At 61.7% G+C, this 12,082-nt stretch carries 10 protein-coding genes; 5 read left to right on the forward strand and 5 right to left on the reverse strand.

Annotated features, from left to right (window positions below; all coding sequences use genetic code 11):
• The first annotated feature begins 1 nt into the window (after window position 1).
• From radA to ACORQT_RS02975, 3 genes are all read left to right on the forward strand, one after another.
• On the forward strand, window positions 2-1,387 hold the full coding sequence (radA, locus tag ACORQT_RS02965) for a DNA repair protein RadA (RefSeq protein ID WP_004933048.1): 1,386 nt from the start codon (window positions 2-4) through the stop codon (window positions 1,385-1,387).
• Between the two features lie 58 nt (window positions 1,388-1,445).
• Window positions 1,446-2,720, forward strand: coding sequence for a multifunctional transcriptional regulator/nicotinamide-nucleotide adenylyltransferase/ribosylnicotinamide kinase NadR (nadR, locus tag ACORQT_RS02970; RefSeq protein WP_033641798.1), 1,275 nt, complete (start codon window positions 1,446-1,448; stop codon window positions 2,718-2,720).
• Window positions 2,721-2,853: 133 nt separating this feature from the next.
• Complete coding sequence (locus ACORQT_RS02975; RefSeq protein WP_164057651.1) at window positions 2,854-4,287, forward strand: glycosyltransferase family 39 protein; 1,434 nt, start codon at window positions 2,854-2,856, stop codon at window positions 4,285-4,287.
• Between the two features lie 31 nt (window positions 4,288-4,318).
• Here the strand turns inward: ACORQT_RS02975 and ACORQT_RS02980 are convergent, their stop codons facing one another.
• Entirely contained in the window at window positions 4,319-5,320 is a 1,002-nt protein-coding gene (locus ACORQT_RS02980; RefSeq protein ID WP_072626700.1) for a zinc-binding alcohol dehydrogenase family protein, read from the reverse strand.
• 96 nt (window positions 5,321-5,416) lie between these two features.
• Here ACORQT_RS02980 and ACORQT_RS02985 point away from each other — a divergent pair, with 96 nt between their 5' ends.
• Window positions 5,417-6,328 (forward strand): LysR family transcriptional regulator, encoded by a 912-nt coding sequence (locus tag ACORQT_RS02985; RefSeq protein ID WP_033641801.1) that lies wholly within the window; start codon window positions 5,417-5,419, stop codon window positions 6,326-6,328.
• Window positions 6,329-6,434: 106 nt separating this feature from the next.
• Window positions 6,435-7,340 carry an AraC family transcriptional regulator gene (locus ACORQT_RS02990; protein ID WP_042783660.1) on the forward strand — a complete coding sequence of 302 codons (906 nt, stop codon included), beginning with the start codon at window positions 6,435-6,437 and terminating at the stop codon, window positions 7,338-7,340.
• A gap of 30 nt (window positions 7,341-7,370) precedes the next feature.
• On the opposite strand, the gene ettA is transcribed toward ACORQT_RS02990, so the two are convergent.
• The 4 genes from ettA to ACORQT_RS03010 all read right to left on the reverse strand — a co-directional run bounded on the left by ettA (window position 7,371) and on the right by ACORQT_RS03010 (window position 11,572).
• Entirely contained in the window at window positions 7,371-9,038 is a 1,668-nt protein-coding gene (gene ettA, locus ACORQT_RS02995) for an energy-dependent translational throttle protein EttA (RefSeq protein ID WP_164057652.1), read from the reverse strand.
• A gap of 142 nt (window positions 9,039-9,180) precedes the next feature.
• Window positions 9,181-9,678, reverse strand: coding sequence for an OmpA family protein (locus tag ACORQT_RS03000; RefSeq protein ID WP_033641803.1), 498 nt, complete (start codon window positions 9,676-9,678; stop codon window positions 9,181-9,183).
• 38 nt (window positions 9,679-9,716) lie between these two features.
• The gene (locus ACORQT_RS03005; protein ID WP_033641804.1) at window positions 9,717-10,964 is read right to left on the reverse strand and encodes a diguanylate cyclase domain-containing protein; all 1,248 of its coding nucleotides are present in this window, start codon (window positions 10,962-10,964) and stop codon (window positions 9,717-9,719) included.
• A complete protein-coding gene (locus ACORQT_RS03010) occupies window positions 10,961-11,572 on the reverse strand; it encodes a YfiR family protein (RefSeq protein WP_033651698.1) in 612 nt (203 codons plus the stop codon). Before ACORQT_RS03010 ends, ACORQT_RS03005 begins: the two co-directional genes overlap by 4 nt.
• Window positions 11,573-12,082: the final 510 nt, after the last annotated feature.

Raw genomic sequence — 12,082 nt, forward strand, 5'->3', positions numbered from 1 at the left:
CGTGGCAAAAGCGGCAAAACGGGCATTTGTGTGCAATGAGTGCGGGGCGGACTATCCGCGTTGGCAGGGGCAGTGCAGCGCCTGCCATGCCTGGAACACCATCACGGAAGTGCGTTTGGCCGCGTCGCCCGCTGCGGCGCGCAACGATCGCCTCAGCGGCTATGCCGGCGACGCCGGCGTCAGCAAAGTGCAGAAGCTGTCGGAAATCAGCCTTGAGGCGCTGCCGCGCTTCACCACCGGCTTTCTCGAGTTCGATCGCGTGCTGGGCGGCGGTGTGGTGCCCGGCAGCGCGATTCTGATCGGCGGCAACCCCGGCGCCGGCAAGAGCACCCTGTTGCTGCAGGTGCTGTGCAAACTGTCCGAACAGATGAAAACCCTGTACGTCACCGGCGAGGAATCGCTGCAGCAGGTGGCGATGCGCGCCCACCGTCTGGGGCTGCCGACCGGCGGCCTGAACATGCTGTCGGAAACCAGCATCGAGCAGATCTGCCTGATCGCCGAGCAGGAACAGCCGAAGCTGATGGTGATCGACTCGATTCAGGTGATGCACATGGCGGACATTCAGTCTTCGCCGGGCAGCGTGGCGCAGGTGCGAGAAACCGCCGCCTACCTGACGCGCTTTGCCAAGACGCGCGGCGTGGCGATCGTGATGGTCGGCCACGTCACCAAAGACGGCTCGCTGGCCGGGCCGAAAGTGCTGGAACACTGCATCGACTGTTCGGTGCTGCTGGACGGCGACGCCGATTCCCGCTTCCGCACCCTGCGCAGCCACAAGAACCGCTTCGGCGCGGTCAACGAGCTGGGGGTGTTCGCCATGACCGAACAGGGGCTGCGCGAAGTGAGCAACCCTTCGGCTATCTTCCTCAGCCGCGGCGACGAAGTTACCTCCGGCAGTTCGGTGATGGTGGTGTGGGAAGGCACCCGGCCGCTGCTGGTGGAGATCCAGGCGCTGGTGGATCATTCGATGATGTCCAACCCGCGCCGCGTGGCGGTGGGGCTGGAGCAGAACCGGTTGGCGATCCTGCTGGCGGTGCTGCACCGGCACGGCGGGCTGCAGATGTCGGATCAGGACGTGTTCGTCAACGTGGTCGGCGGGGTGAAGGTCAGCGAGACCAGCGCCGATCTGGCGCTGCTGATGTCGCTGGTCTCAAGCCTGCGCGATCGGCCGCTGCCGAACGATTTGGTGGTGTTCGGCGAAGTGGGGCTGGCGGGGGAGATCCGTCCGGTGCCGAGCGGCCAGGAGCGGATCGCAGAAGCGGCCAAGCACGGTTTCAAACGCGCCATCGTGCCGCACGGCAATATGCCGAAAAAGCCGCCGGCCAATATGCAGGTGTTCGGGGTCAAGAAGCTGGCGGACGCGCTGGACGTGCTGGAAGGGTTTTATTAATGTCGCCGACGGCGAGAAAGATATGCTATTTTGTTTAGCATACTAAACGGAGGTGGCCATGCCGCAATTTGATTACCTGAAGACGTCCATCAAGCAAAAGGGCTGCACGTTGCAGCAGGTGGCGGATGCCAGCGGCATGACCAAAGGCTATCTCAGCCAGCTGTTGAACGACAAGATCAAAAGCCCGAGCGCGCAAAAGCTCGAGGCGCTGCACCGTTTTCTCGGGCTTGAGTTCCCGCGCAAAGAGGTCAAAGTCGGCGTGGTGTTTGGTAAATTTTACCCGCTGCATACCGGCCACATCTATCTGATCCAGCGCGCCTGCAGCCAGGTGGATGAGCTGCACGTTATCTTGTGCCACGACGAGCCGCGCGACCGTGAGCTGTTCGAGAACAGTTCGATGTCGCAACAGCCGACGGTCAGCGATCGCCTGCGCTGGCTGCTGCAGACCTTCAAGTACCAGAAAAACATCCATATCCACTCGTTCGACGAGCAGGGCATCGAACCGTACCCGCACGGCTGGAACGTGTGGAGCGACGGCATGAAGGCCTTTATGGAACAGAAAGGCATCGTGCCGAGCTTTATCTATTCCAGCGAAGCGCAGGATGCACCGCGCTACCGCGAGCATCTGGGCATCGAAACCATTTTGGTCGATCCCGAACGGTCGTTCATGAACATCAGCGGCAATCAGATCCGTCAGGATCCGTTCCGTTATTGGGATTACATCCCGACCGAGGTGAAACCGTTCTTCGTGCGCACCGTGGCGATCCTCGGCGGCGAGTCGAGCGGCAAATCGACGCTGGTCAACAAGCTGGCCAACATCTTCAACACCACCAGCGCCTGGGAATATGGCCGCGATTACGTGTTCTCGCACCTGGGCGGCGACGAGATGGCGTTGCAGTACTCCGACTACGACAAAATTGCCCTCGGGCAGGCGCAATACGTAGATTTCGCGGTCAAGTACGCCAACAAGGTGGCGTTTATCGATACTGATTTCGTCACCACCCAGGCGTTTTGCAAAAAGTACGAAGGGCGTGAGCATCCCTTCGTGCAGGCGCTGATCGACGAATACCGCTTCGATCTGGTGATCCTGCTGGAAAACAACACGCCGTGGGTGGCGGACGGCCTGCGCAGTCTCGGCAGCACCGCCGATCGCCTGGCGTTCCAGCGCCTGCTGGAGGAGATGCTGCGCGCCAACAACATCGAGTACGTGCACGTTGAGTCCAGCGATTACGAAGAGCGCTTCCTGCGCTGTGTCGAGCTGGTGCAACAGCTGCTGGCGGCGGACGCCGGCCGGCTGGCGAATGCGCCCGCCCAGCGCCACGCCGCAGGCTGAGAAAAATTAGCGTAATGTGCGATCGCGCGGCAGAAACGGCCGCACGGACGCACATTTAAAGGCCTGTTTAAACATGGTTCATTCGGTAGCGACTACGTTAAGGTTTTCTTTACAATAACGCTCAGAAGAAGACATGTCTTATCGCTTACTCGCTCTCTGGTTGATCTGCTATGCCGCAGCCTGGACGCTGCTGACCGTTCATCTCGATCCTACCCTGCCTTACGACGCCGTCGAGGCGCTCAATTGGGGCCTCAACGGCGAGTGGGGCTCACCGAAAAATCCTTGGTTGGTCGGTGCGGCGATGCAGCCGGCGATCTGGCTGTCGTGGCTGCCGCTGAACGTTTACTGGTACGGCGGGCACTTCATCGCCATCGCCATCGGCATGTTGGGCGTCTGGCTGCTGGCGCGACGCCTGAGCGGCAGCACTTCGCTGGCCTGGATGGCGCTGCTGACGCTCAACCTGTCCGGTATCATCAATTTCGACATCATTCCCTACAACGACAACTACCTGTTGGTGATGCTGTGGCCGTGGATGGCGCTGTTCTTCAACATGGCGATTTCCCGTTCGGCCAACTGGTGGCCGGCCTTCGCGTTGGCCGCCGGTCTGGCGATGATGGCGAAGTATTCGACCTTCGCCTTCGTCTATTTCGCGGCGCTGTCGACGCTGTTCGTGCCGCAGATCCGTCGCTGCTATCGCCAACCGCAGTTCTATCTGGCGGTGGCGATCTGGCTGGCGCTGGTGTTGCCGAACGTATTCTGGCTGTGGAACCACGACTTCGCCGCCTTTAAGTGGGTGGATTCGCAGATCAAGATGCAGCTCAATCTCGACATGCTGCAGTCGCTGCTGCTGGTGTTCTATCCGTCGCTGGTGCTGTGGTGGATCCTGCGCCGCAGCGGGGCGGTGCTGGCCTGGCCGAAAGCCTTGCCGATGCGGGTGCTGCTGTGGATCTACCTGCTGCCGCTCGGCATCATTACCTTTTGGTTCTCCTTCAACGTCGGCGGCCGCTTGACCGAGTGGCTGCAGCCGTTCTTCATGCTGGCGCCCGCGCTGCTGGTTGGTTGCGTGCGTCAGCCGCCGGTGCGTTCGCTGCGGGCGGCGACTATTGGGCTGATGTGCGCGGCGCTGGCGGTCTATCTGGGGTATGCCGCGGTGATGCTGGGCAACGTGCGCAATGCCGGTCAGAAAATGGTGGGCATCAAGGCGTTCAGCGCCGGAGTGGAGCAGCTGTGGCAGGAGCGGTATGGCGTCAGTCTGCGTTATGTCGGCGGCGAATACCTGTCGCAGTGGATGACGGTGTATGCCGGTTCCCGGCCGCAGACCATTACGCGCTGGTCCAATCATACGCGGCCGAACATCTACAACGTCAACATCAGCTATCCGCAGATTGCGCAGCATGGCGTCGCCTTGTTCGGTCGGTTGGGTGAAGACTGCGCGCACAGCGACTTCGGCGGCGAACTGGCCCACTGGCCGAAGATGCGCCTCGACTGGCAGCAGACGCTGACGTTCCGCGCCGATCCGCAGAGCGACGAGCAGGTGCTGTGCGTCGGCTTCGTTCGCCCGCAGTAACGGCGGCGCAGAACGCCGCCGCGATGCGAACTCAGTAAGCGATAACCAGCTTGCCTTGCATATGGCCGCCGAGCAGCTGTTGGTGCGCGGCGGTCAGCGTGTCTACCGACAGCCCGTGCAGGGTTTCGCTCAGCGTGGTGCTCAGCTTGCCGTCGTCCAGCAGTTGCGCCACCTGCTGCAGGATCCGGCCTTGCTGCGCGATGTCCGGGGTGGTGAACATGCTGCGGGTGAACATGAATTCCCAGTGCAGCGCGGCGCTTTTCAGCTTCAGCGCGTTTTGATCCAACGGCTGCGCGTTCTCGACGATGGTGCAGATATGGCCGAGCGGCGCGATCAGTTCGGCCATCGCCGGCCAGTGGCCGTCGGTATCGTTCAGACAGAGGATGTAATCCACCTGCTCGATGCCGTGTTGCGCCAGGTTGCCCTTCAAATCGCGGTAGTCCACCACCAGGTCGGCGCCCCGCTCGCGGCACCAGGCGGCGGATTCCGGCCTGGACGCGGTGGCGATCACTTTCACCTTGCTGCGCAGCGCGGCCAGCGGAATGGCCAGCGAGCCGACCCCGCCGGCGCCGCCGATGATCAGCAGCGTCTTGTGCTCGGGCGCATCCTGAATGTTCAGGTGCTCGAACAGCGCCTCCCAGGCGGTGAGGGCGGTGAGCGGCATGGCGGCGGACTCCGCCCAGTTCAGGCTGCGCGGTTTGTGCGCGGCGATGCGCGAGTCGATCAGTTGGTGGCTGCTGTTGCTGCCGGGCCGGGTGATGTCGCCGGCGTACCACACTTCATCGCCGGGCTTGAAGCCGCTGACGCCGCTGCCCACGTCCAGCACGATGCCGCTGGCGTCCCAGCCGAGGACGCGCGGCTGCTGCAGGCCGCTTTTCTGCAGACCGGCGTGTACTTTGGTATCCACCGGGTTGACCGAGGCCGCTTTCACTTCCACCAGCAGATCGTACTGGCCGGGCACCGGCATCTCCGGTGAGATTTCGATGAAACCGGCGGGGTTCTGCGGGTCTACGGCAATGGCTTTTATCGACATGATTGTGCTCCTTTCAAATGATGCCCCAGTGTAGACCCGCAACAGTGGGGTGATAAGATGGACAATATCTAACTGAGTGTTCGTCAGGGGTGAACAATGGAGTTCAAACAGCTGCAGGACATGGCGCTGTTCGCGCTGGTGGCGGAGTGCGGCAGTTTCACCGCCGCCGCGCAGCGTGTCGGGTTGCCGAAGTCCAGCGTCAGTCAGCGCATTAGCCAGCTCGAACAGACGCTGGGGTTGCGTTTGCTCAACCGCACCACGCGCCAGCTGAACCTGACCTTCGCCGGCGAGCGCTATCTGGAACATTGCCAGGCGATGATGTCCGCCGCCGAGCGGGCCGATCTGGCGCTGCAGCGGCTGCGCGACAACCCGAGCGGCCGCCTGCGCATCTCGACGCCGGCCGGGTTGGGGGCAACCCTGGTGGCGCGGCTGGCGGCGGATTTTCAGCGCCAGTACCCGGACGTATCGCTGGAGGTGTCGGTATCCGACGCCATGGTGGATCTGGTGCAGGAAGGCTTCGACGCCGCGCTGCGCACCGGCAAGCCGCAGGATTCTTCGCTGATCGGCCGCCGCCTCGGGTATGCGCCGCGCTATCTGCTGGCTGCGCCGTCCTATCTGGCGCAGCACTCGCCGATCGAGCACCCGCAGCAGCTGCAGCAGCATCGCTGCATTGCCCACCGCGCCTGGACGGCCTGGAACCTGCGCTGCGGCGACGATTATTACCGCTGGCAGCTGCCGCTGGCGCACACCACCGACAATCTGCTGTATGCGCGCGAATGCGCTATCGCCGGCGCGGGGATCACGCTGCTGCCGGCGTTTCTCAGCCGCGAGGTGGTGGCGCAGAAGCTGTTGGTGGAGGTGTTGCCGGCCTGGCGCGCAGAAGGGAATGAACTGTATCTGGTCTACCCGAGCCGCAAGCTGAATTCCCCGGCGCTGGCCTGTTTCATCGATGTGGTATTGCAGCACCCGGCGTTTGACGACTACGCGCGCGAGCTGACGCGGGAGTAGGCCTGGCAGATGACGCCGACGCCTAATTTCTGTCGCCATCGTCCTAAACCTTTTGCTGGAGCATGGCGCGGGCTATGCTCATGAAAGGGGCTTAGGGGGAGAGGGTATGGATCCGTTATCGGAAGTGCTTGCGCCATTGAACAGCCAGAATGCGTTTTTAGGCGGCCTGAAGGCCGGCGGCGACTGGGCCGTTCATTTTCCTGCGCCGCAGAGCGGGAAATTCAACGCGGTGGTGCGCGGCGGCTGTTGGCTGGCGGCGGAAGGGTTGGCCGAACCGCTGCGGCTGGCGGCCGGCGACTGCTTGCTGCTGACCCGCAGCCTGCCGGTCACTGTCGGCAGCGATCTGTCGCTGCCGGCGCTCGATGCTGACGTACTTTATCTGCAGGCGAAAAATGGTGTGGCGAGCTGCGGCGAGGCGGAGGATTGCCTGTTTATCGGCGGGAGTTTTACCTTCGGTGAGGAAGTGGAGCGGTTGTTGGGGAGTTTACCGGTGTTGATGGTGATCCGAGGCGGCACCGAAGAGGCCGCCGTGTTGCAATGGGCGTTGCAGCGGCTGGCGGACGAGCTGTTAAAGCCTTCGCCGGGTAGCGCGCTGATGACGCATCACCTGGGGCAAATCATGTTGACCCAGGCGCTGCGGATTTACCTGACGGGGGAGGAGGGTGCGGCCTCCGGCTGGCTGCCCGCCTTGTTCGATCCGCGCATCGGCGCCGCGATGCAGGCAGTACACGCCGATCCAGCCCGTCGCTGGACGGTGGCGTCATTGGCCGATGCGGCGAGCGTTTCCCGTTCGACGTTGGCGCTGCGCTTCAAGCAGAAGGCGGGAATGGCGCCGCTTGAGTATGTGTCGCGTTGGCGCATGTTGCTGGCTGCGCGGGCGCTGCGTACCGGTGTTGAACCGGTATCCATCATCGCGCAACGTTTGGGGTACGATTCCGACAGCGCGTTCAGCCATGCTTTCAAGCGCGTGATGGCGTGCTCACCGCGCGATTATCGCCGGGCGCGGGCATAAAAAAAGGCGCCGCATGCGGCGCCTTGGGGATTACTTGGCGATCTTTTTGTACTTGATGCGGTGCGGCTCGAGCGCATCGGCGCCCAGCGTACGCTTCTTGTACTCTTCGTACTCGGTGAAGTTGCCTTCGAAGAATTCCACCTTGCCCTCGTCCTGGTAGTCCAGGATGTGGGTGGCGATACGGTCGAGGAACCAACGGTCGTGCGAGATCACCATGGCGCAGCCAGGGAATTCCAGCAGGGCGTTTTCCAGCGCGCGCAGGGTTTCGATATCCAGGTCGTTGGTCGGTTCATCGAGCAACAGCACGTTGCCGCCAACCTGCAGCAGCTTGGCCAGGTGCAGACGACCACGCTCACCGCCGGACAGCTCGCCCACGCGTTTGCCCTGATCGACGCCCTTGAAGTTGAAGCGGCCGACATAGGCGCGGCTCGGCATCTCGGTGTTGCCGATGCGCATGATGTCCTGCCCGCCGGAGACCTCTTCCCACACGGTTTTCGAACCGTCCATGCTGTCGCGGAACTGATCGACGGACGCCAGCTTGACGGTATCGCCCAGCACGATGCTGCCGGAATCAGGTTGCTCCTGACCGGACATCATGCGGAACAGCGTGGATTTACCCGCGCCGTTCGGGCCGATGATGCCGACGATCGCCCCTTTCGGCACCGAGAATGACAGGTCGTCGATCAGCAGGCGGTCGCCGTAAGACTTGCGCAGGTTGCTGACTTCGACCACTTTATCGCCCAGGCGCGCGCCAGGTGGAATGAACAGTTCGTTGGTTTCGTTACGTTTTTGGTATTCAGTGTTGTTCAGCTCTTCAAAGCGGGCCAGACGGGCCTTGCCTTTGGACTGGCGGCCTTTGGCGCCCTGGCGCACCCACTCCAGCTCTTTCTCGATCGACTTGCGACGAGCGGCTTCGGCGGACGCTTCCTGCGCCAGACGCGCGTCTTTCTGCTCCAGCCAGGACGAGTAGTTGCCTTCCCACGGAATGCCTTCGCCGCGGTCCAGTTCGAGGATCCAGCCGGCCACGTTATCCAGGAAGTAGCGGTCGTGGGTGATCGCCACGACGGTGCCTTCGAAGTCGTGCAGGAAGCGTTCCAGCCAGGCCACGGACTCGGCGTCCAGGTGGTTGGTCGGTTCGTCCAGCAGCAGCATGTCCGGCTTTTCGAGCAGCAGGCGGCACAGCGCGACGCGGCGGCGTTCACCCCCGGACAGATGGGCGATTTTGGCGTCCCAGTCCGGCAGGCGCAGCGCATCGGCGGCGCGTTCCAGCTGCGCGTTGAGGTTGTGACCGTCGTGCGCCTGAATGATCTCTTCCAGGCGGCCCTGTTCGGCGGCCAGCTTGTCGAAGTCTGCGCCTTCTTCCGCGTACAGCGCGTACACTTCGTCCAGGCGTTTCAGCGCGCTGACCACTTCCGCCAGCGCTTCTTCCACCGACTCACGCACGGTGTGTTCGAGGTTAAGCTGCGGCTCCTGCGGCAGATAACCGATCTTGATGCCCGGCTGCGGGCGCGCTTCCCCTTCGATATCGGTATCGATGCCGGCCATGATGCGCAGCAGGGTGGACTTACCGGCGCCGTTCAGGCCCAGTACGCCGATTTTTGCCCCAGGGAAGAAGCTCAGGGAGATGTTTTTCAAAATATGACGCTTCGGCGGTACCACTTTGCCGACGCGGTGCATGGTATAGACGTATTGAGCCACGTTGCTCTAAGCCTCTCTATATCAGTATTTATAGGATGTCTGGCGGCATGAGTGTAGCCCGTTTCGATCTTGGATCCCAGACATCGCTCAGCGATCGCTAAGTATAACCGTTTATGCGCCGATAAAGGCGCATATTGGTGGCTTATGGCGTGACGACGATCGCGACGCGACGGTTTTCCGCGCGGCCGCTGGAGGTGCGGTTGTCGGCGACGGGATCGCGCTTGCCCATGCCGCGGGTTTCGATGTTGGCGCGCGGAATACCGACGCTGGCCAGCAGATCGGCGACCGCATCGGCGCGGCGCAGGGAGAGCTGATCGTTATAGCTGTCTTCGCCGTAGTTGTCGGTATGGCCGTCCAGACGGAACTTGGTGATGCCGACGCTCAGCAGCGCGCGGCCCATCTTCTGCACCGTCTCGGTGCTTTCCGGGTTCAGCTTGCCGATGTTGTTGCCGAACAGCACTTTATCCGACAGGCCGAATTCCCAACCGTTGTCGGTCAGTTTGAAGCCCTGCGATTGCAGCAGCGCAACCTGCTCGGGCGTCAGGCCTTGCGGCTTGCTCTGGCAACCGGCGAGCGCCAGCAGGGCGACGAACGCCATCGTCAGCAGTGAAAAACGACCTTTAAACAGTTGCTGTATCATAGTCAAAATCCCTAGTTCAAGTGTTATAGCCGGGGCTCTTATTTATGTATAGCCAGCCGCCAGCCTCCGTTATAACGATGCTTTGCCTGATACATCGCATCGTCAGCTTCGTGCAAAAGACCCTGAGGCGTCGACGCGTGATCAGGGTACAGCGCAATGCCGATACTCAGAGAGGTAATGATCGTCTCGTCGTTCGGTAAAATAACCGGTTGCGTCATGCAATCGATGATGTTGTCGGCGATCTGCAAGACATCTTCCGTGCTGTGCACCGGCGCCAGCAGCACGGCGAATTCATCTCCTCCCAGGCGTGCGACCAGATCGGTTTCGCGCAGCTGCGCGCGAATGCGTCCGGCAATGGTGGTCAGCACCGCATCGCCCGCGGCGTGACCGTAACTGTCGTTCACTTCCTTGAAGCGATCGCCGTCGATAAACAGCACCGCCAATTTCGCCGGCGGCGCGATATCGCCCAGGGCGCGGCTCAGCCGGCCTTCGAAGAAGGCGCGGTTCGGCAAGCCGGTCAGGCTGTCGTGCGTCGCCCGGTGGGCCAGCGAGTCGTTTTCCTGCTTCAGATGGGCCTGCCAGGCCTCCAGTTCATCGAGCAAGCCATTGAAATCATTGCTGAGCTCATGCAGCTCGGCGATCGGCGCCGAGGGCACCCGCAGGCCGAAGGTGCGATCTCGCCGCACCGCATGCGCCACGTTGGCGATGTCGTCCAACGAACTGACGATGCCGACCAGCATGCGGCGCGACAACACCAGGGCGCACAGGGTACTGAGCACCATGCAGGCGATCATGCCGACCAGCCCGCGCAACAGGAAACGCAACAGGCTGCCGCCGTTGCCGCTCAGCCAGACCTGGCCGACCTGTTTGCCCTCGTGGGAGATAGGCAGGATGACCGGCTCGGGCAGCGCCCAGTGGGCGATAACCTGCTCCATGCCGTGCAGCGGGCCATCTTTGGGACGATGCCAACTGACCAGCACGTCACCGGCGTTGTTCAGAATTTTGGCCTCCGACACCTCTTCTTTGGCGGCGATCAGCACCATCGCCTCGCGAATGTAGGGGCGATCGCCAAACACCACTGCCGCTTCAACCGTATAGCTGATGGAGCGCGCGATCAGGTGCAGGTTGTGGTTGGCATAGGCGCGCAGCGCGAACAGCGCCACCAGCGTCAGAAAGATGCCGGCGGTGCCGACGGCGATCAACGCCAGCCCAAGATGCACCCGCTGCAGCACCCGGCCCAACGTCGGGCGCGCATTGCCGGAACGGTTTCTACGCAACAGCCTCATAGCGGCGGCGCCTGTTTGCGCGCCAGCTGCAGCACGTTGGGGTGAACGCGCACGCCGCTGCGCGCCAGGGCGTCCAGGTTGACCTTGAAGCCGGCCTGGTCGCCGTTGATCTGCAGGCAAAATGCGCTGCCGGCGGAGCATTCGCTATCGTTCTCGCTGATGCTGAGAATGGAGTTGCCGGAAATGCGCTGCATGAAATTTTGTCTCTGCGCGGCGTTGATGTTCCCTAAATAGATGACATCGCAGCCGGTACTCAGCGTCGGGCTGTCGAACGGCACGCGTTCGGTTTTAATCGGACGCGGCGCGCTGAGCAGGATCGGATCGAACAGCCCCTCGGCGTACTGGGTGGGTGCGGTCACGCACAACCGGATCGGATTGGGTTCACGTGACCAGCGGGCGTAGCTGATGATGCCTACCACCACGGTCGTCACGGCGTGCGTGCGCTGTTGATAGGGATCATCGGCGGCGCGCGCAGGCCCGGGCAACGTCAGCAGCGCCAACAAAACGATCAGCAACAGGCGGCCGATATTCAGGCGTGCGGCAAGGAAGCCCGGCACGGGGCTTTTTGCGCAACGCATCGTTATCGCGGTATTACTCGCCATCTTCACCCGCCATTCCGGCCTGATCCACCGCCCGCAGGCCGTGGCCCGACAAGTAAAAATCCGGCCCGCTTGAAGGGACAATCGTTTTGCTGAAAGCTGTCAGTCGCACTGCCTAATGAACACTATCTACCCATAATTGGCGCGGATTGTATTATAAGATGTCTTCGTTGGGCGCTTTATGTGCTGTTTTCTCGGAATTATCCTACTTATTTTTGATAGTATAAAAATGCCCTCTCGGGTTTGCCACCGCTTTTCTGCAAAGTTGGCGCGTTTGGCCAGCTGTCAGGCGATTTGCGCAACGTCGGCGCTATCTCTTAAATGCAATAATGTGATAACTAATAATTAGAAAGTATTTTACTTTTCCAATAAACGCCGTTGCGGCTAATAAAAATCCGGCCGGCGATAATATCCCGCCGCCCTGATTTGTCAGCCAAAGTAAACGTTTTTTACCTGGCTCCGATCATGGCGATACACTTCTTCTTCTACAGTATTGAATGGATGAGCGATTGCGCTGTC

Origin of the sequence: Serratia sp. (in: enterobacteria), from assembly GCF_052400455.1 — a bacterium.
In the GTDB taxonomy this organism is placed as follows: domain Bacteria; phylum Pseudomonadota; class Gammaproteobacteria; order Enterobacterales; family Enterobacteriaceae; genus Serratia; species Serratia ureilytica.

What these genes read in the sequence shown, in the direction of transcription:
- nadR (WP_033641798.1), top strand. Translation starts at nt 1,446, where the DNA reads ATGCCGCAATTTGATTACCTGAAGACGTCCATCAAGCAAAAGGGCTGC.
- ACORQT_RS02985 (WP_033641801.1), top strand. Translation starts at nt 5,417, where the DNA reads ATGGAGTTCAAACAGCTGCAGGACATGGCGCTGTTCGCGCTGGTGGCG.
- ACORQT_RS03005 (WP_033641804.1), bottom strand. Translation starts at nt 10,964, where the DNA reads ATGAGGCTGTTGCGTAGAAACCGTTCCGGCAATGCGCGCCCGACGTTG.
- ACORQT_RS02980 (WP_072626700.1), bottom strand. Translation starts at nt 5,320, where the DNA reads ATGTCGATAAAAGCCATTGCCGTAGACCCGCAGAACCCCGCCGGTTTC.
- ACORQT_RS02990 (WP_042783660.1), top strand. Translation starts at nt 6,435, where the DNA reads ATGGATCCGTTATCGGAAGTGCTTGCGCCATTGAACAGCCAGAATGCG.
- ACORQT_RS02975 (WP_164057651.1), top strand. Translation starts at nt 2,854, where the DNA reads ATGTCTTATCGCTTACTCGCTCTCTGGTTGATCTGCTATGCCGCAGCC.
- ACORQT_RS03000 (WP_033641803.1), bottom strand. Translation starts at nt 9,678, where the DNA reads ATGATACAGCAACTGTTTAAAGGTCGTTTTTCACTGCTGACGATGGCG.